The following is a 20,414-nucleotide window of genomic DNA, read 5'->3' as shown; positions in this document are numbered from 1 at the left end:
AATTAACACTGAAAATGAAAAAACTGTTATTTACTCTCTTATTATCATCTTCACTATTTGCTCAAGAAAAAGCAACAGATTTGTTTAATGCAAACGTTAGTTTTATTGGAATCGGAATTCAATATGAAAAAGCTTTATCCGAAAATTTTACGGCTGTTGGATCTTTAGATTATTTAGGAGGTTTCAGATACAGCTATAGCGATTTTTATGGGAGTGATTTTGAGTATATTTTGACAACAAATATAGCTTTAGAAGGACGTTATTATTATAATTTTGACCGAAGAATTGGTAAAGGAAAAAACACCAAAAATAATTCTGGGAATTATATTGCTTTAAAAGGAACTTATACGCCAGATTGGTTAACAACGTCTAATAGTGATAATTTAGGTGTTAATCCGCAAGGTTCTATTACATTCAATTATGGATTTAAACGTTCTTTTGCTCAAAACTTTTTTTACGAGTTTTATACAGGATTAGGACTTTCTCTTTATCAAGAAACATATACAAACTATGATTTTGATAATTATACAACATCAGAAGTAAAGAGTACAAATACAGGAGTTGCCTTAGATTTAGGCTTTCGAGTTGGTTATAATTTCTAAAAAATATAAATCGTTGAGTTTTCAACGATTTTTTTATTTCATTACCTTTGCACCACAAAATACAAACAAACAACAAATAAGATTATGCCAATAGTAGCACCATCAATTTTAGCAGCCGATTTCGGGAATTTAGCAAAAGACATCGAAATGGTTAATAATTCTCAAGCCGAATGGTTTCATTTAGATGTAATGGACGGCGTTTTTGTTCCAAATATCTCTTACGGAATGCCAATTATTGAGAAAATAAATTCGTTAACAGACAAAGTTTTGGATGTACATTTAATGATTGTTGATCCAGATCGTTATATTTCAATTTTCAAACAAGTTGGCGCAGATATTTTGACTGTTCATTACGAAGCGTGTACACATTTACATCGTACAATTCAGGCCATAAAAGCAGAAGGAATGAAAGCAGGAGTGGCGCTTAATCCGCATACATCAGTATCTGTTTTAGAAGATGTGATTAACGATCTAGACTTAGTGTTAATTATGAGTGTTAATCCAGGTTTTGGAGGTCAAAAATTCATTGAGAATACATACAACAAAGTATCAAAATTGAAAAAAATGATTACAGAAGCTAATGCAAATGTGATCATCGAAATTGATGGAGGAGTTGGTGTACAAAATGCATCAAAATTGGTAGAAGCTGGTGCAGACGCTTTAGTTGCAGGTTCGGCAGTTTTCAATGCTGAGAATCCAACAGAATATATAGCGGAATTACAAAAAGCTTAATAAAAATAGGTTAATAAATAATAAAAAAACTGAATCAGAAATGATTCAGTTTTTTTATTTAAATAAGATCTTTTTGATAAAATTTGAAATTGGTCTTTCTAAATATTTATAACTAAAAAGTCCAAATAGTATTACTGAAATAATCATAACAAAGTAAATAACATACGATTCTCTACCTATGTGATGATTGTACATTTCGATAATACCAGAACCTAAATAGCTGTGAATAAGGTATATTGAATAGGAACTAACTCCGATTTTTGTGATAATTGGATTTGTTAAGAAATTAAGACATTTTGGTTGGTATATAAAGGTTAAATAAATAGCAAGAGTAAAAATTGTTAAAAATGAAAAACCAATGTCTAACTTCTCTTGTAAAACTAATATAACACCACAAATAATAATATATAGAATGTATTTTTTATCAGTTTTATCATGATATAATTTATATAAAAACATACCTATCATAAACCAAAAACTTTCTCTAAATAATACCAAACATCTACTTATTAATTTTAAGTAATCTAAGGTTGGCGTACTTAGATATGGTTCTAAAAATTTATGAGCAAAACTACTACTTAAAGTAAAATAGATAGGAAAGCCAATGGCACAAATAAGTACAAAGTTTTGGATATAATTTTCTCGATTTTTGAAATATAAAAAACCTATTAATAAATAAAAACAAACTTCAACCCAGAGACTCCAATAAGATCCATCTATATAGTAATATTTAAGAGTTCCAGATGGTAAATTAAATACGTGTGGGTCTATAAAGGTATTTGCAATCAATAAATTTGCGAAAGATTTGGAATTAGTATAACCATCTCCAGTGTATATAAATTTAAAAAAACTGAATGTAATAATAGAACAAATTAACATTCCTGGAGCTAATCTAATATATCTTTTTTTCAAAAAATCTTTGTAACTATTTGTTGTTTCAAGAGAGTATAAAATAACAAATCCTGATATTACAAAGAAAAATGGAACTCCAAAATAACCATAATTTTGTACAAATTCTAGAAATTGATTTCCATGTAAATCGTATTTATGTAAATAATGAGATATAATTACAATAAGAATTGCAAATACGCGTAATCCATCAAGGATTGATATTCTTGAAGTTTTCAATAGTTTAGATATAATAGTTATCAGCAAATATATAAATTATTAAACCACTTATTGTTTCATATAAATATTTTGTTATGGTTAGCGATAAAAGATGTTGATCATCTTACATTTTCTAATTCTCTCATTAAAATCTTAACTTTGTTACATGAATTTCTCTAAAGACAACCAAAAAAAGATTTATACGATTGATGAAATCAAAGATAAAATGGCAAAATATTGTCTTTATCAAGATCGTTGTCATTGGGAAGTAGAGAAAAAACTACGTGATTTTGATTTGATTCCAGAAGCGAAAGATGAGATTCTTTTTAAGTTAATTCATTACGGATTTCTGAATGAAGAACGATTTGTACATAGCTTTGTTCGAGGAAAAGTCAATCAAAAAATGTGGGGAAGAAATCGTCTTCGTCAAGAATTAAAAATGCGTCAAATTGATCAAAAATTAATTGAAAAAGCATTTAAGGAAGAAATTGATTTGGATAAATATTGGAATAATTTATTGCATTTAACACAGAAAAAGTTCAATTTATTAGCTTCTGAGCGAGAATCTTTCAAGAAAATAAACAAAGTAAAAGCATATTTAGCCTACAAAGGTTACGAGTTCGATTTGATGAATGATGCTATCGAAACAGTGAAAACAAAAGAGTAATACAATTCATCCACGAAATTCGACAATTCGGTCAATAATTTTTAAAATTAAAAACGACTTCACTTAATTTTATTCCATAATAAATAAACACATTATGGAAAATTTAGTCAAAATCATTATTTACATTCACGCATTTTTCGGAGGAATTGGTTTGGTTGCTGGAACTGCTGTTATGATCATAAAAAAAGGAAACTCGACGCACAAAAAAGTGGGGAAAATATTTTCGATTGGTATGTTAGTCAGTTCTATTCTTTCGCTAATCATTTGTGCTTTCCCAAATCACCACAATTCTTTTCTTTTAATGATTGGTATTTTCACGATTTATATGATTTTGATCGGAAATAGAATTCTGAATTATAAACGCAAAAATTACTCGAATAATTTGGATAAAATCATTTCTGGAGCAATGTTTATCACATCTATTGTGATGATTGTTTTTGGATTACTTCCACTTTTCACAAGCAATGCAATTGGATTGTTGTATTTAATTTTTGGGTTTTTAGGAGGATTTATGTCTTATCGAGATTTTATTTTTTACAAGAATCCAGAGAATTATAAAATATGGACAATGAATCATGTTGGGAAAATGGTTGGCGCTTATATCGCTTCAGTAACAGCGTTTTTGGTTGCAGGCGCTGGATTTGGAGATAATATTTATTTTTGGATTGTACCTTCAATTATCGGAACGATTTATATTTTTTCTTGGTCAAAAAAACTAAATAAAAAAGTTGCAGTGAATTGATTATCTTTAATTAAAACACTTGTATGAAGAATTTATATATTTTATTCTTATTCATTCTTTTTGTTCAATGCGAGCAACCGAGCAATCAATCTGCTAAAGGTTGGGAAAAGAAGAATGAAATAAAAGCAGATTCAGTTTTTAAAGATGAGAATGTAAATGAAGTTATTGAACAAGCTATTGATATTACAAAAAGTAATCATATACCAATTAGAACAATCTCTCTCTTTTTCGCAAAAGAAAAATTTTATTTATATATTTCTTCGACTGGACAAGACTGTTCAATAGGGAATTATTATACATTACCAATTACTATTCAAAATACAGATTATACTATTCTTTTAGATAAAAATGAAGTATTAGATGAATATATCGATATCTCAAATTTAAATTATATCCCTTTAGATAAAGAAAAAATAACATTCTGCTGTGAAATAAAAGGTTACGCTTTTCGATTTCATAAAGATGAAGAAGGAAAGTATCAATTAAGAGAGTTGGAGCATTTTTATAATTATACGGATGATTTTGTTTTAGAAGAAGATAAAAAATATTTTCCTATTCAATATGAGGAAATTCCAGAACCAGAACCATTTATTCATCCTAATGATGTAAAATAAAAAAACGAATTTCGAAACTCGAAATTCGTTTTTACTATTTCTAATATTTACCTAATTCGTTTTCAAATTCTTGCAGATAATTCGCCAAATGAAAACCATCTACAAAACCATGATTCGCCTCAACCGAAACAGGCATATACATTTTATCGTTTTGCGTATACGCTTTTCCAAAAATAATTCGCGGAATAGATTCTCCTGTTCCAAAATTACTTGGTTGCACTAATCCCGTAAATTTCGACCATGGAAATGTAGAATGACGAACCAAACCAATGGTAATTTCTTCATTTTTGATGTGCAAACCAACCGAATTTTCTACACTTTGTATTTGCTCTTGAAGTTGCGCATTAAATGCATCAAAATCTTCGGTAAAATTCATCAATGCAAAACCAAAAGTTCCGTCTTTTCTACCAATTGTTGTTCCGCAATCTAAATGATCGTACACAAAAATTTCATCATCTTCTATACGATATTTAAATTCATTAATCTTATTCTCTGCCAACATCGAGCAATGTAAATAGACTGCGAAAAAAGACAATTTATTTGCTTTGGCAAATTTGTATGCTTTAGAACATTCAACCTCCGTAACAACTCCGACATACGGATTATCCATTTTCGAGAACATATTAAAATGCTCTATACGATTCCAACCTTCAGGATTAAATTTCTGTTTCATTGATGCAAAGTTAAAAATAGGATTTACAATTACTTTAATCTTTTTTGTTGATATGCATCACCAATTACATTCAGAGTCACGCCTAGAATAATCATAAAAATTCCTAAAGCTAAACTCAACGAAAAATCTTCACCAAATATCATAACACTTACAGCAACGGCAACCACAGGTTCTGATGCGCCAAGAATAGAAGTGGCTGTAGAACCAATATTTTTAATCGCATAAATCAAAGCGATGCTCGAAATAACTGTCGTTACAAAGGCAAATGTAAAAAAGTTGAAGGTTAATTCTAATGATGGTAAAATGAACGAGTCTTTGTGAATAATCATTTTTATTGCGTAATAAATCGTTGTAAATAGAAAAGAATAAAAGCTTAATGTAAAGCCTTTTATATCTCGTACTTTCGATTTGTTGACTGTCACAATATATAATCCGTAACCCAAAGCACTGATAAATACAATTCCTAATCCGATTGGATTTAGCTCGAATTTTCCTTCTTTGAAACTTAGTAAAATGACGCCAGCCAATACAAAAACAATGGCTATAATGGTTGAAATTGTAATTCTTTCTTTGAAGAAAACAGCCATTATGATGGCAACAATCAACGGATAAACGAATAATAATGTGGAGGCAATTCCAGGAGTTAAATAATCATAACCTAAAAATAAAGCATCCGCTGAGATTCCGTACAATAATCCTAAAATGATTAAAAATGGAATCTGTTTCACATCTATTTTGAATGATTGTTTTTTGATGAATAAATATGTTCCGACAATCAATGCAGAAAAAAAGAATCGATAGAATAATGTAGTATCCATCGAAAAATTTGCCTGTTTTATAGGTAGGATAAATAATGGAATTAATCCATAAGATATAGACGAAATTAGCCCATATGCGTAACCTTTGAATTTCATTTTTAATAGAAAAAAACGAAGTTCGAATTTCGAACTTCGCATTTGATTAGTATTTATTAAAATTTATTTTCTCGTAAAATCTAAATCTTGGAAATCGTAACTGAAATCTGTTAAAGGAGAAATCGCTTTCATTTTGAAACCTGTCATTTTTCCATTTTTCATTTCTGCATAAACAAAAGCGTCTGCATGGAAATAACGATTGTACCATTTTACCGCAAACGTATTGTCTTTGTAAAATGACATTTCACCAGTTAATTGAGGTGAACGTTTCGATTCGAAAATTATTTTTCCTTTCTTTTCATAAATCACAACATCACCAAACCAATTGTCTTTATACGTTCCGATTACGCTTTTTGTATCAAATTTGATGGCTTTATTTTTTTGATTTGCTTCAACTGTTTTCCAAACTTCATCGGTAATGACATCGGCTTCTTCCACATTTTTCTTCATCAACTCATCGTAGGTTTTTACCCAATCTGTAGAAGGATTTTTTAAGTAAAAATCTTTGATCGTATTTGAAATTGCACGGAAAGCTGCACCTGATTGTTGGTTAGTCAAAATCACAATTCCTAATTTTTCTTGAGGATAAAACATCGTTTGTGTTACAATTCCTTCCAATCCTCCAGTATGCGAAACTTCTAATTTTCCGTTCATATCCTGCAACTGCCATCCCAAACCATAAGCTTTGAATAATGAATTATAAGGCGGAGTTGTGCGATTTGGTTGTAAAGTTTGTGGCGTAATCATTTCATTCATTTGCTTTTCAGAAATAATTTGTTTCCCATTAACCTTTCCTTTATCCAAATTGAATTGCAACCATTTTGCAATATCATCAACATTCGAATAGATTCCTGCAGCTGCATCAAAAATGGTGTTCGTATAACGATCAATCACTTGTAATTTTCCATCAATCGGAACGTGCGGATCAATTGCATTTTTCTTATCTTTTACCAAGTGCCAATTCGCCGCAGTATTCGTCATTCCAATTGGTTCCAACAATCTTTTTGTTACAAAATCTGTCCAAGATTGTCCCGAAGTTCTTTCAATTACAACTCCTGCGATGATGTATAATAAATTATCGTAATCATATTTGACACGAAAATCAGAAACAGGTTTTAAAAATTGAATATTTGAAATAATATCTTTTGGCGTGAAATTATGTCCATCAGGCCAAACCATCAAATCACCTGCTCCCAAACCTAATCCACTGCGATGCGTTAATAAATCACGAATTGTAAACTCTTTGGTTACATAATCGTTGTACATCTTGAATTCAGGAATGTGAGTAATCACTTTATCATCCCACTTTATTTTTCCTTCATCAACCAAAATCGCCAAAGCTGCTGCTGTAAAAGCTTTTGAGTTAGAAGCAATTCCAAAATTTGTATTGGACTGAACTTTTTCTCCCGCTTTAAGCGATTTTACTCCATAACCTTTCGAATGCAGAATTGTGCCGTCTTTGATAACCGCAACAGATATCCCAGGAACATCAAAAGTTTTCATGGCATTTTCTGTGACTTGATCAATGGCTTGATTCGAAATATTTTGTCCAAAAGCTGTAAAAGAAGCTAATGTAATCGTTGATAAAAGTATATTTTTCATGTGTGAATTTGAATTTTCACGAAGTTAGAAATTTTTATTCATCAGCTTATAGCTTTTAGTAAAATATCAAATATAGTAGATGAATTAATTTTGAATGATTTAAAAATTTATAATAATTAAGTATAAACTAATTTACAATTAATTAAAAACGTAAATTAGTTAAAAATAATTTAATGAAAATAGCTTTCTTTTCGTCTAAGCCTTATGACAAAACTTTTTTTGAGGCTGAAAATAAAAATTACGGTTTTGAACTTAATTTTTATGAAACACATTTAGGTCCGCATATCGTAAACGCGATTGAAGATGAGCAGGCAGTTTGTGTGTTTGTGAATGATAAAGTGAATCGCCAAGTCATTGAAATTTTAGCAAAAAAAGGCGTTAAAATTATAGCTTTGAGATGTGCTGGTTTTAACAATGTCGATTTGGAAGCTGCGAAAGAATTTGGAATTAAAGTTTGTCGCGTTCCTGCATATTCTCCTGAGGCAGTGGCAGAGCATACAATGGCGATGTTGTTAACATTGAACCGAAAAACGCATAAAGCTTATAATCGTGTTCGTGAACAAAATTTTGCATTGAACGGTTTGCTTGGTTTCAATCTTTTTCAGAAGACAATTGGAATTGTAGGAACAGGGAAAATAGGAAAAGCTTTTATCAATATTGCGAAAGGTTTTGGATGTAAGATTATTGCGTATGATTTGTATCCAGATCAAGAATTGATGAATAATGGCGTGGAATATGTTGAGCTGGATAAGTTGTTTAAAAGCTCAGATATTATTTCGTTGCATTGTCCGTTGACGCCAGAAAATCATTACATGATTAATCAAGAAACGATTGCGATGATGAAAGATGGTGTAACGATTATTAATACGAGTAGAGGAGGATTAATCAATACACATGAAGCGATTGAAGCCTTGAAAAATCATAAAATTGGTTATTTGGGAATTGATGTTTATGAGCAAGAAGAAAAATTGTTTTTCAAAGATTTATCAGCAGAAATTATTCAGGATGATATGATTCAACGATTGATGAGTTTTCCAAATGTTTTGGTCACTGCACATCAAGCTTTTTTTACACAAGAAGCGTTGGAACAAATTTCAGAAATTACGATGCGAAGTATTTCAGAAATTAAGGAAAAAGGTTCGACAGATGAGGTTGTGATGTTATAAATCTCCTAAATGAGTGGACTTGAAACCATCATATTTTTTGAGACCAAATCCTAGATAACGATCGAACGCAATATGAGCGGAAAATATAAATCCAATCATCAAACACCATTCAATATGTAAAAAATAACCAATAAGAATTAATGCAATTGTCGTAAAATAATTATGAATAAAATTATAGGATATTGCGCCAATCTTATTTCCAAAAAGATAACCTAACATAAAAATATCGGGAGCAAGAAAAAGAATTGCAAACCACATCCATGATAATTTTAGTAGACCATATAAAACGATCATAAAAATTAATACAGCAAGTTGTTCTAGCTTTAGTAAGTTTTTCATGCGATTGGTATTTAGTTTACTAGTACAAATATTTTACCAATTGTTACAAAAAAAGCCACTCTATTGTGAGTGGCTTTGATAATTATTTATATCCCATTATTTAGTGAGGAAAGAGTTTCATTTATAGAAAAGTATTCAACATTGATATTTGTTGCTCCTATTTGTTTTACTCGTTCGCTATGCATTTCAGCATAATTTTGAGCATTTTCTAAAGTGTCAAATATATAAATACCTCCACTTCTTGCAGTGTCTGAATTTTCGATCCATATTTTTGAGATGAATCCTTTTTCAGTATTTATACTTTCTGCTAATGAACGAGCATTTTTTGTTAAATTTTCTCCCATCATTTGAATAGGAAAATCAAAATTTATTTGAATTAAAATCATTATTACTTTTTTATCAAAGTTCATTAAATTGTTTTAAAATATCTGTGATATTTGTTACAGTGAGTTCAAAAAAAAGAGCTACTTAAAAAAGTAGCTCTTATATAATTATATAAAAATTTTAATCATTCAATTTCAAAACAGCTAAGAAAGCAGATTGTGGAACTTCTACACGTCCAATTTGACGCATTTTCTTCTTACCAGCTTTTTGCTTTTCTAATAATTTACGTTTACGAGAAATATCACCACCGTAACATTTCGCCGTAACGTCTTTACGCAACGCTTTAATTGTTTCACGCGCAATAATTTTTGCACCAATCGCTGCCTGAATTGGAATATCAAACTGTTGACGAGGAATTAATTCGCGTAATTTCTCACACATTTTTTTTCCAATATTGTAAGCATTATCAACGTGAATTAAGGCAGATAAAGCATCCACAACTTCACCATTAATCATGATATCAACTTTTACCAATTTCGAAGCTTTCATTCCAGAAGGGGCATAATCAAACGATGCATATCCTTTTGAAATAGATTTTAATCGATCATAAAAATCAAAAACAACTTCAGCCAAAGGCATATTGAAAATCATTTCTACTCTATGTTGAGTTAAATAATTTTGAGATTGTAATTCACCACGTTTTTCAATACATAAACTCATTACAGGACCTACGAATTCAGATTTTGTAATGATTGCTGCACGAATATATGGTTCTTCAACACGATTTAATCCTGATGGATCTGGTAATTCAGATGGATTATGAACCGGAATCATTTTTTCTGGATCTTTCTCCAAATAAGCTTCATACGAAACGTTAGGAACAGTCGTAATTACTGTCATGTTGAACTCACGCTCTAAACGCTCCTGAATAATTTCTAAGTGTAACATTCCTAAGAATCCACAACGGAAACCGAAACCTAAAGCAGCAGAAGATTCAGCCTCAAAAGTTAATGAAGCATCATTCAAACGTAACTTTTCAATAGAAGCACGCAAATCTTCGTAATCTTCTGTGTCAACTGGATAAATACCTGCGAAAACCATTGGTTTTACTTCCTCAAAACCATCAATAGCTTCGCTTGCAGGATTCTCTACTAATGTAATTGTATCTCCAACTTTTACCTCAGAAGCTTCCTTAATTCCAGAAATAATATAACCTACATCACCAGTTTTAATGACTTTCTTTTCAACTTGATTCAGTTTTAAGGTTCCAATTTCATCGGCACCATATTTTTTGTTGGTTGCCATGAATTTTACTTGATCTCCTTTTTTGATTTCTCCATTTACCACTTTATAAAAAGCTTCAATTCCTCGGAAAGGATTATAAACAGAGTCAAAAATCAAGGCTTGTAACGGTGCATCTGGATCACCAACTGGCGCAGGAACTTTTTCGATAATTGTGTGTAACAATTCTAACACACCTTCACCTGTTTTTCCACTTACACGCAAAACGTCTTCGGGATCACAACCAATCAAATCAACAATATCGTCTGTTACTTCTTCCGGATTTGCAGAAGGTAAATCGATTTTGTTCAAAACTGGAATGATTTCCAAATCATTTTCTAAAGCCAAATAAAGGTTAGAAATAGTTTGTGCTTGTATACTTTGCGCAGCATCTACAATTAACAAAGCTCCTTCACAAGCGGCAATCGAACGAGAAACCTCGTAAGAAAAATCCACGTGACCAGGAGTGTCAATTAAATTTAAAATATATTTTTCACCATCTTTTTCATATTCCATTTGGATGGCGTGTGATTTAATTGTGATTCCGCGTTCGCGTTCCAAATCCATATCGTCTAAAGTTTGATTTTGTAACTCGCGATCAGAAATCGTGTTTGTTACTTGCAATAAACGATCGGCCAAGGTACTTTTACCATGGTCAATATGGGCGATAATACAGAAATTACGGATATTTTTCATATTCTATTTGTCGAATAGGCAAAAATAATCTTTTCCGTGCAGACTGCAAGTATTTTGAAAAATATTATGAATTATATTTTAATAAATTAACGAGAGTTGAAGTGAGAAATGCTGAGTTAAAAATAAGTAATATCATCATTTTTCTTTGAAAAACTCTCTGTAAATAAGTTTTAACCTTTATATTTAACCTTAAACGTGATTGTAAAATCTTTATATTTATTATTCTCAGAAGCTGGAATTATTTTTTTACCTTTTTGTTCGTAGTATTTAAAAACTTTCGAAATTCGTTTAAGATAAGTTGTTGAAATCAATGCGTCACTATCTTTTGAAAAGCTATAATTTGTTACTTTTCCATCTTTTTTAACTGTAAAATATAAAGTTAACTCATGTACAGATTTATTTTCTTTGAAAAAATCCTCACTAGAATCTTGGGTTTGGTCATTCAATTCATACCATAATTTTTCAGAAAAGCATTTGCTCAATTCTTCATTTGTTTTATATTTATTACAACCTGGAAATATTGGATATTTAACAGATTCTTGACCAAAACAAAAAGTTGAAATTGTTGTAAGTAGAATAAATAATAAATTTTTTTTCATTTTTTTATAAAAGTAATAAAACAATAATTGTTTTAAGCAATTATCTGATGGAAAAAAGTATACAATTCATCTTCTTTTACTAGACCAAATTTTTGCTTCAAACGATACTTTGTCATTCGTACACTTTTTGGTTCAATATTAAGAATAGTTGCAATTTGTTTGGTGTCTAAACCAAGATAGATATACGAACAATATTTCAAATCTAGAGGTGTTAGTTTTTGCTTAGAATGTTCGTTTAGCGTTTTGAAAAAGTTTGGATGTAATTCTTGAATTCTAAATTTAGCACTTTCAAAATCATTATCTAATAAATTTTCTTCTCGCATAACTTGTTTTAAATTGATAGAAGATTCATTCCCAATCTTATCTTTCAGATTTTTTAAAACTTGATTTTTATGTTCCAAATGTAGTTGACTAGCCAAAACTTCGTCTTGCAATTTCTGCTGTTGTAATGTTAATAACTCTTGTTCCGCCAAAATTCGGGCTTGTTCTTCTTCTTGCAATTGTAATTTTAGATGTGCTTCTTGTTTTTCTGAATTAAGTTGATTTTCTCGACCAACTGAATAACGCAGTTTGAAATGATAAGAACGAAACATAAAAAACGCACCAATAATTCCTATAAAAGCAAGACAGATGTATAAAATTCTTTCTTTTTGCAGACTTTTGTTTTTTGCTTCCAAATTGGTTAATTCTTCTTCTTTTCGTTCTGATTGAAATTGAGCTTCCAATTTTTTTGAAGTTTCTGCTTGATCTTGATTGTATAAATCTGTTGAATAATCAGTTGCTTTTTTCTGAAATTCAAACGCTTTTTGAAATTCTCCTTTTTGTTGATACAAATTGGCTAATTCAGTTGAATTTGCAACAAGCGCATAAAAATTCTTGATTTTTTGTGTGTGCAAAATAATATTAGCTTCTAGCAAATATTTTTCGGCAAGTTCTATCTGATTTTCATCTTTTGCCAAACCACTCAATAATCCCAATGCGCCAGCAGAAATTTCTTGTGAATTCGGAATCGTTTTACATAATTCTATAATTTTGAAACTATTTTGCTTGATTTCATTTTTATCATTAACCGTTAATTTGGTATAATTACGTTGATAATCAGCTAAATTTAGTAAAGCAATAGCATAGTTGTAGTTTGTAACTTGATTTTGATATTGTTCACTAATCTGCACCGCCTTTTTACTAGTTTTTATTAACTCATCTAAATCCTTAGAATTTTTAGATTCCATATATTTTAACGATTGTGCCACACCAAGATTTGCATAAGCAGGGACAAGAAGATTTTTGTCGGATGATAATTCGGCAAATTTCAACGATTTTTCAGCATATAGAATAGAATTTTTCGCATCATTCCAAGTCGCATGAACCGCATATAGGAGATAATTTGCTTTAGATTTTAGAATATATTCATCAGGCGTTTTTTCGAGTTGAGCAATAAATTGTAAAACCATTTTTTGACTTTTCTCAAATTCTCCAAGATTTATATAATGATAGGCTAATAGATATTTTAGATAAGCTTTTGGGAGAAATTCATTTGAATCTTTGGTGATATTTTGAATTGTATCCAATGATTTCTGCACATTCTCAAACAATTGTCGATTTTCGTACGAAACACCTCTTTGCACATAAGCTTTCACTAATTCGAGCTGATTATTTTCTTTTTTACTTAGTTTTATTTGCTCATTTATATAGTAGTCAGCTTGCTTATATTGATCGGAAGTTCTACTGAATTCTGCTAATTTATTTAGTAAATCAAATTTAGATTTTACAGAAATAGTCGATTTTTTTAATTCTGATTTTAAACTATCAGTGTATTTATTCTGAGCAAATAAAATCGTAGAATAAAAGACGAAAAAAATAGTATATAGGTAGGTGGGTAGAGTTTTCATATTTCAAAAATCGGGAAATTTTGTTTGAAATAAAAGAATTCTTCTATAAAATTTCCTGAATTATAAAAATGTATAATATTGACAATTAGACTGTTGTTTAAATCTGTAGTTAATCTGTAGTCATTGATATTTATGACTGTAGTAATAAAGTAGTAAGTCTAAACTTTTTTTTGATTTTGATTTCGAACAAATTTGTATCAGAAAATAAATCAAAACATAACCAACAAAATTATAACTATGGATAACAAAACATTATCAATCGTATCGTACATTACTATTATTGGCTGGATTATAGCTTTCGTTATAGGAAAAGATAAAGCAGATGATTTATTAAAATTTCATTTGAAACAAGCTTTAGGATTAGTAATTTTCTCATTTATTTGGGGAATACTTTTGAACATTATTATGTATGCAGTTAATATTCCTTTTATCGGAATTTTAGGATTTGCTTCTTTAATTTTAATGATAATCGGGATTATCAATGCTGCAAATGGTGTTAAAAAACCTTTACCAATCATAGGTTCTATATTCGAAGATAAATTTGCATTTATTGGGTAGAACATCAAATTATTTTAAAAGGTTATTTTTTATAAATAGTTTAGGGATTTTAAGAATCTTTTTCTGAATCCCTATTCTTTGAAAAATTAAAATATAACCGGATCAACCTAAGTTTAGCATATTCGTTATTCCCATAATTAACGAAGTTTATATTATGTATTCAACAAAAGAGATTATTAAAAACAATCTCTTTTGTTTTTTTATGAATTATTAAGCTATTTTTATCTTTATGAAAATCAGCATAAAATGAGGAGATTACTATTTTTTGTTATTACTTTTTTTACATTTATTCAACTTTCTGCTCAAACGACTCGAAATTTGAATTCAGAAAATTGGACTTTTCAACAAAAAGGAGATTCAAAATGGTTGAAAGCTGAGGTTCCTGGCTCTGTTCATACTGATTTGATGTTAAATAATATCATTCCAAATCCTTACAAAGACGTTAATGATGTAAAAGTGCAATGGGTAGAAAACGAAGATTGGAACTACAAAACTTCTTTTGATTTGACTGATGCTGAACGAAAAGCACAAAATATTCAGTTAAAATTTAATGGATTGGATACCTATGCAAAAGTTTTTCTGAACGGAAATTTGATCCTGGATGCGAATAATATGTTTCGAATTTGGGAAGTTTCGGTCAAAGATTTTTTGAAAGATAAAAATAATCTACTCGAAATACAATTCAAATCGTCGTCAAATGAAGGAAAACGTTTAGCAAATTTACTTCCATATAAATTACCAGAAGGCGAGCGTGTTTTTACTCGAAAAGCGCAATATCAGTATGGTTGGGATTGGGGACCAAGATTGGTGACAGCTGGAGTTTATAAACCAATTGAACTTATTTCTTGGAGTAATTTTAAGCTAAATGAGTTGTCTCATGAAATTGTCAAATTAGAAAAAAAACAAGCGAAAGTGAATTTTAAATTCATCATTCAATCAGAGCAAAGCACAGCTATAGAAATTATTTTTAATCAGAAAAAAATTACTCAAAAATTAATCAAAGGAATTAATCATTTTTCGATTGATGAAATAATTCAAAATCCAAAATTATGGTGGCCAAATGGAATGGGCGAACAGTATTTGTACGATTATCAGTTTAAAATTAAACAAGGAAATGAACAGGTTTCTAAGCATTTGAAATTTGGTTTACGTACGATAGAATTGGTTCAAGAAAAAGATAAAGCTGAATCGAGTTTTTATTTTAAAATAAATGGAATTCCGACCTATATGAAAGGTGCAAATTATATTCCGCAAGATAATTTTGTTTCACGAGTTTCAAAAAATGATTACGAAAAGCTGATAAATAGTTCGGTTGAAGCTAATATGAATATGATTCGTATTTGGGGCGGAGGAATTTATGAGGATGATTATTTTTATGAATTATGCGACGAAAAAGGTTTATTGGTTTGGCAAGATTTTATGTACGCTTGTGCTTTTTATCCTGGTGATCAAGATTTTCTTAACAATGTAAAACAAGAAACAATTGATCAAGTGAATCGACTAAAAAATCATACTTCTATCGCGCTTTGGTGTGGAAATAATGAAATTGATGAGGCGTGGCACAATTGGGGATATCAGAAACAAATGGGCTGGTCGAAACAAGATTCGTTGAGTATTTGGAACGATTATCAAACGACTTTTCATCATATTATTCCGAATGTTTTGGATTCTATTTTACCAAAATCAGAGAACCGTTATTGGCCGTCTTCACCTTCGATTGGTTGGGGAAAAAAAGAAAGTTTAACACAAGGAGATTCACATTATTGGGGCGTTTGGTGGGGAATGGAACCATTTGAAATGTATGAGAAAAAAGTTCCACGATTCGCTTCTGAATATGGTTTTCAAGGAATGCCAACATTAGAAACCGTAATATCTATGTTTTCTGAACAAGACACATTGAGTAGGAATTCTACAACAATTTTAGCGCATCAAAAACATCCAAAAGGTTGGGAAACAATCAACGAATATATGCAACGCGATTATATTGTTCCGACCGATTTTGTGCAGTATAACTACGTTTCGCAATTGTTGCAAGCGCGCGGAATTCAGATTGCGATTGAGGCACATCGACGCGCAAAACCGTACAATATGGGAAGTTTATATTGGCAATTGAATGACGTTTGGCCTGTGACTTCGTGGGCGTCTTTGGATAAATTAGGAAATTGGAAAGCATTACATTATCAAGTGAAAAGAAGTTTCGAAAAAGTATTGATTTCAGTTGAGAAAGAAGAAAAAGTGTACAAAATTTATATCGTAAATGATTTATTGAAAGATTTGAAAGGAAAAGCAAAGTTTTCTGTAATTGATTTTAATGGAAACCAACATTGGACTAATGATAAAGATGTAACGATTTCGTCTAATTCTTCTACTAAAATATCGGAATTAACTAATGAAATTTTAAAAGGAACTTCTTCAATTAAAGCTTTTATTCGAATTGAATTTGAATCAAATGGAGAAAAATATTCGAGAAATTATTTCTTCGAAAAACCGAAAGATTTAGCTTTAACAAAACCAACAATTAAAATTAAAAAGATTAATCATAATCAATTCGAAATTTCGACAAATGTTTTGGCAAAAGATGTTTATTTATTGGACGAAAACAATCAATTTGATGATAATTTTTTTGATTTAATACCAAATGAAACTCGTATTATAACAGGAGAAAAATCAATTCAAAATCTAAAAATTTATTCGTTGTATGACACTATGAATGCTGAAAATCAATAATATTTTTATCCCTATTTTTAGTGAAATTTCACAAACGATTTGGAAATGTGAATTTTATTGACTTAAATTTGCACTGATAAAAATCATAACGTATAACAATTTAATAACGAAGAAATAAAATGTTCAAAGAAACGACATATCAGTTTTCAGCTATTGCAACAGATTTTGCAATGAGCATTCTTCGTGCTTATAAATCGTAAATAATTTACTTATTATATCAAAAGCCCGGAGGATTCTTCGGGCTTTTTCTTTTATTATTCTATTCTAGATTCAGAATAACTTCTAAAAACTTCCGAAGAAGAAATAATTAGCGCTAATTATTTCAAAACAATTATTTGCAATCAAATAATCCATGTTATGGAAGATTCAATTTTCTTTTCTACTCGTTTGCGAACAAAAAGAGCAAGGAAAAGAAGTGTAAAAACAGCAAAAGAAAAAAATGTAAGAGATAAATATAAACGTCGAAAAGAAATCTTTAAAGAGCAAAAAGCTATTCCGCTTGTTCCTTTAAAAGAGCCGTATCAAAAAGGTTTCGAACGTTATTTTGTATTGAGAGAAGATATTAAAAAGGAAAATGACATTAAGTTTTTTACTCAAATTCTGAAGAAAATTAATACCTCTCAATATGCAGAAACACGAAAGTTTGTAAAAAAACGAAAACGAAACGGAAAACGAATTTATGTTCCGAGAATTCAAGAATTGAAACAATTACAACCTTACGAATATTCAGGTTCGCATTCAATTTTGAATGATGAAGAACGTCGATATTTTGCGTGTATTCAGGTGTATGATCCAAAAACAAAACGTTTCAAAGGAATTTATGAATTTCTACAACCGTGGCGTTTTCGATTAATCATCAAACCAAACATGATTACGCATTACAAACCACTTGATATTGATTTGAAGCGCGAAGAAGCACAAATCGATCACTTTTTTGATAAGTATAAAAATCAAGGAATCCTCTTGAAAAAAATAGTTGGAGGGGGTTATTCGTATGAACGAAAATCAAAATTTAAAAACCCTTTTACCAAAAGGAAATTTTTTAACAACAAAAATTCGGCGACAGAAATCGCTGAAATGCTGATAGAACAAGAACATCAGCTATCTAAAAGACATTAATCATGGGAAATAAAATCTCTGGAAAGGACTTCATAAAATTAGGCTTTCCAAAAAATAATTCGATCAATATTGCAATTGGGCAAATTCATCGATACAGAAAAAAAGAAAAGAAACAAACGATTCTCAACGAAGCAAAAGAAGTTTTACTCGAACCAGAAAAGTACATTGGTCACGGAATTTGGGGAAAAGTTGCGGAAGGATTGATAAAACCAGTTGAGGTTAGATTACAAGAATTGAAAACGACGCGTTCGCCTTTTTCGATTTTTGGTGAAAATGAAATTGATGAACAAGCAAAATTTCAATTGTATGACGCGTTGAAATTGCCGATTTCGGTAAAAGGCGCTTTGATGCCAGATGCACATTCAGGTTATGGATTGCCGATTGGTGGCGTTTTGGCGACGGATAATGCGGTGATTCCGTATGGAGTTGGTGTGGATATTGGTTGTAGAATGAGTCTTTCGGTTTACGATTTACCAGCCAGTTTTTTGAAAGGAAAATCGCATCAATTGATTCAGATTTTGCAAGATCATACCAAATTCGGAATGTATGAAACGCATAAATTAAAAGCTGATCACGAAATTTTTGAACGTTCTATTTTTGATGAAATTCCAATCTTGAAAAGTTTGAAAACAAAAGCTTATCAACAATTGGGAACTTCGGGCGGAGGGAATCATTTTGTTGAGTTTGGGATTGTAAAATTAGACGAGGTAAAACCAGAATGGAACTTGATTCCAGGTGAATATTTGGCTGTTTTATCGCATAGTGGTTCGCGTGGTTTGGGTGCAAATATTGCAAAATATTACACATATTTGGCGGCGAAACAATGTCCGCTTCCGAAACAAGTTCAGCATTTGGCTTGGTTGGATTTGGGTACGCACGATGGACAAGAGTATTGGGCTGCGATGAATTTGGCAGGAGATTATGCAAAGGCTTGTCACGACGATATTCACCGAAGAATTGCGAAAGCTATAGGAAAACGTATCGTTTTTAACATCGAAAATCATCACAATTTTGCGTGGAAGGAAATGGTTGATGGAACGGAACGAATTGTTCATCGCAAAGGTGCAACGCCAGCTGGAGAAGGAGTTTTAGGAATTATCCCAGGTTCGATGACCGCGAACGGTTATATTGTCGAAGGATTGGGAAATGAATCGAGTATTAATTCGGCTTCGCATGGTGCGGGACGAAAAATGTCACGTGCAAAATGTAAATCAACGATTACCAAAAGCTTTATGAATGCACAATTGAAAGATGCAGAAATTGAGCTGATAGGAGGAAGTGTTGATGAAGCGCCATTTGCGTATAAAAACATCAAAACGGTGATGAATTTACAAACCGAATTAGTGAAAGTGTTGGGAACTTTTACGCCGAAAATTGTACGAATGGATAAATAATGATGATGAAAAAAATTATTCAACTTACATCGGGTAGAGGACCTGCAGAATGCAATTTTGTGGTAACTAATGTTTTTAAAAAGTTTTCGGAAGCGTGCACAAAATCCGATATTAAGTTTGACGTAATCGAAAGAGAAATTGATAAAGATTTTAATCAACTTTCATCTGTGATTATAGAACTTGAAGGGAATGATTTAAACACATTTTTGATACCTTGGATTGGAACAATTTTATGGATTGGAACAATTTTATGGATTGGTAAAAGTCCGTATCGAAAATTTCATCAACGAAAAAACTGGTTTATTGGTTGTTTTGAATTAGAAATTCCGAAAGAAAATTCAATTAATCCAAATGAAATTGTTTACCAAACAATGCGAAGTTCTGGAAATGGTGGACAAAATGTAAACAAAGTAAATTCGGCTGTTCGTGCAACGCATCAACCAAGTGGAATTTCTGTTGTTTCGATGGATTCGCGTTCGCAACATCAGAACAAAAAAATTGCAACAACACGTTTGTTATTGAAATTACAAGAATTTGAAACCAATAAATTGAAGGACTTGGTTCAAGAAAAATGGAACAATCAAACGTCTATTGCAAGAGGAAATCCTGTGAAAATATTCAGAGGAGATAAATTTAATTAATAATAAAGCCGCTCAATGAGCGGCTTTG

General features: G+C 30.7%; 20 protein-coding genes. 11 read left to right on the top strand and 9 right to left on the bottom strand.

What is annotated here, in order from left to right; all coding sequences use genetic code 11:
* Window positions 1-14 precede the first annotated feature (14 nt).
* Together FH779_RS14870 and rpe are read left to right on the top strand one after the other, a co-directional pair.
* Complete coding sequence (locus FH779_RS14870) at window positions 15-602, top strand: hypothetical protein (RefSeq protein ID WP_180905256.1); 588 nt, start codon at window positions 15-17, stop codon at window positions 600-602.
* 84 nt (window positions 603-686) lie between these two features.
* The gene (rpe, locus tag FH779_RS14865; RefSeq protein ID WP_180905255.1) at window positions 687-1,334 is read left to right on the top strand and encodes a ribulose-phosphate 3-epimerase; all 648 of its coding nucleotides are present in this window, start codon (window positions 687-689) and stop codon (window positions 1,332-1,334) included.
* 54 nt (window positions 1,335-1,388) lie between these two features.
* Here rpe and FH779_RS14860 read toward each other — a convergent pair whose 3' ends face one another.
* Window positions 1,389-2,462, bottom strand: coding sequence for an acyltransferase family protein (locus FH779_RS14860; protein WP_180905254.1), 1,074 nt, complete (start codon window positions 2,460-2,462; stop codon window positions 1,389-1,391).
* Between the two features lie 145 nt (window positions 2,463-2,607).
* Here FH779_RS14860 and FH779_RS14855 point away from each other — a divergent pair, with 145 nt between their 5' ends.
* The 3 genes from FH779_RS14855 (at window position 2,608) to FH779_RS14845 (ending at window position 4,464) form a co-directional block, all read left to right on the top strand.
* Complete coding sequence (locus tag FH779_RS14855) at window positions 2,608-3,108, top strand: regulatory protein RecX (protein WP_038332506.1); 501 nt, start codon at window positions 2,608-2,610, stop codon at window positions 3,106-3,108.
* Between the two features lie 94 nt (window positions 3,109-3,202).
* Window positions 3,203-3,850: a DUF2306 domain-containing protein gene (locus FH779_RS14850; RefSeq protein WP_180905253.1), complete on the top strand. Its 648-nt coding sequence runs from the start codon at window positions 3,203-3,205 to the stop codon at window positions 3,848-3,850.
* A gap of 23 nt (window positions 3,851-3,873) precedes the next feature.
* Entirely contained in the window at window positions 3,874-4,464 is a 591-nt protein-coding gene (locus FH779_RS14845) for a hypothetical protein (RefSeq protein ID WP_180905252.1), read from the top strand.
* Window positions 4,465-4,504: 40 nt separating this feature from the next.
* Here FH779_RS14845 and FH779_RS14840 read toward each other — a convergent pair whose 3' ends face one another.
* The 3 genes from FH779_RS14840 to FH779_RS14830 all read right to left on the bottom strand — a co-directional run bounded on the left by FH779_RS14840 (window position 4,505) and on the right by FH779_RS14830 (window position 7,653).
* The gene (locus FH779_RS14840; RefSeq protein ID WP_180905251.1) at window positions 4,505-5,137 is read right to left on the bottom strand and encodes a CatA-like O-acetyltransferase; all 633 of its coding nucleotides are present in this window, start codon (window positions 5,135-5,137) and stop codon (window positions 4,505-4,507) included.
* 29 nt (window positions 5,138-5,166) lie between these two features.
* Window positions 5,167-6,051, bottom strand: coding sequence for a DMT family transporter (locus tag FH779_RS14835; protein ID WP_180905250.1), 885 nt, complete (start codon window positions 6,049-6,051; stop codon window positions 5,167-5,169).
* Between the two features lie 63 nt (window positions 6,052-6,114).
* Window positions 6,115-7,653: a serine hydrolase gene (locus tag FH779_RS14830; RefSeq protein ID WP_180905249.1), complete on the bottom strand. Its 1,539-nt coding sequence runs from the start codon at window positions 7,651-7,653 to the stop codon at window positions 6,115-6,117.
* 173 nt (window positions 7,654-7,826) lie between these two features.
* Here FH779_RS14830 and FH779_RS14825 point away from each other — a divergent pair, with 173 nt between their 5' ends.
* A complete protein-coding gene (locus tag FH779_RS14825; RefSeq protein WP_180905248.1) occupies window positions 7,827-8,819 on the top strand; it encodes a 2-hydroxyacid dehydrogenase in 993 nt (330 codons plus the stop codon).
* Here FH779_RS14825 and FH779_RS14820 read toward each other — a convergent pair.
* The 5 genes from FH779_RS14820 to FH779_RS14800 all read right to left on the bottom strand — a co-directional run bounded on the left by FH779_RS14820 (window position 8,814) and on the right by FH779_RS14800 (window position 13,947).
* A complete protein-coding gene (locus FH779_RS14820) occupies window positions 8,814-9,158 on the bottom strand; it encodes a DUF4260 domain-containing protein (RefSeq protein ID WP_180905247.1) in 345 nt (114 codons plus the stop codon). The genes FH779_RS14825 and FH779_RS14820 overlap by 6 nt on opposite strands.
* An 86-nt stretch (window positions 9,159-9,244) precedes the next feature.
* Window positions 9,245-9,568: a monooxygenase gene (locus tag FH779_RS14815; protein ID WP_221408221.1), complete on the bottom strand. Its 324-nt coding sequence runs from the start codon at window positions 9,566-9,568 to the stop codon at window positions 9,245-9,247.
* Between the two features lie 94 nt (window positions 9,569-9,662).
* Window positions 9,663-11,459, bottom strand: a complete 1,797-nt coding sequence (lepA, locus tag FH779_RS14810) for a translation elongation factor 4 (RefSeq protein WP_038332533.1) — start codon at window positions 11,457-11,459, stop codon at window positions 9,663-9,665.
* A gap of 170 nt (window positions 11,460-11,629) precedes the next feature.
* The gene (locus FH779_RS14805) at window positions 11,630-12,058 is read right to left on the bottom strand and encodes a hypothetical protein (protein ID WP_180905246.1); all 429 of its coding nucleotides are present in this window, start codon (window positions 12,056-12,058) and stop codon (window positions 11,630-11,632) included.
* 32 nt (window positions 12,059-12,090) lie between these two features.
* Entirely contained in the window at window positions 12,091-13,947 is a 1,857-nt protein-coding gene (locus FH779_RS14800; RefSeq protein ID WP_221414069.1) for a helix-turn-helix transcriptional regulator, read from the bottom strand.
* Between the two features lie 237 nt (window positions 13,948-14,184).
* Between FH779_RS14800 and FH779_RS14795 the strand changes: the two genes are divergently transcribed.
* The 5 genes from FH779_RS14795 to prfH all read left to right on the top strand — a co-directional run bounded on the left by FH779_RS14795 (window position 14,185) and on the right by prfH (window position 20,386).
* A complete protein-coding gene (locus tag FH779_RS14795) occupies window positions 14,185-14,505 on the top strand; it encodes a DUF4870 domain-containing protein (protein ID WP_180905245.1) in 321 nt (106 codons plus the stop codon).
* 246 nt (window positions 14,506-14,751) lie between these two features.
* Window positions 14,752-17,232 (top strand): beta-mannosidase, encoded by a 2,481-nt coding sequence (locus FH779_RS14790; RefSeq protein ID WP_180905244.1) that lies wholly within the window; start codon window positions 14,752-14,754, stop codon window positions 17,230-17,232.
* A gap of 357 nt (window positions 17,233-17,589) precedes the next feature.
* Window positions 17,590-18,351, top strand: coding sequence for a hypothetical protein (locus tag FH779_RS14785; RefSeq protein WP_180905243.1), 762 nt, complete (start codon window positions 17,590-17,592; stop codon window positions 18,349-18,351).
* 2 nt (window positions 18,352-18,353) lie between these two features.
* On the top strand, window positions 18,354-19,745 hold the full coding sequence (locus FH779_RS14780) for an RtcB family protein (protein WP_180905242.1): 1,392 nt from the start codon (window positions 18,354-18,356) through the stop codon (window positions 19,743-19,745).
* Between the two features lie 5 nt (window positions 19,746-19,750).
* Complete coding sequence (gene prfH / locus FH779_RS14775; RefSeq protein WP_180905241.1) at window positions 19,751-20,386, top strand: peptide chain release factor H; 636 nt, start codon at window positions 19,751-19,753, stop codon at window positions 20,384-20,386.
* The last annotated feature ends 28 nt before the right edge of the window (window positions 20,387-20,414 follow it).

Source organism: Empedobacter falsenii, assembly GCF_013488205.1.
In the GTDB taxonomy this organism is placed as follows: Bacteria; Bacteroidota; Bacteroidia; order Flavobacteriales; family Weeksellaceae; genus Empedobacter; species Empedobacter falsenii_C.
The sequence above is the reverse complement of the archived record's forward strand: the minus strand, read 5'-3'. Positions and strand labels throughout refer to the sequence as shown.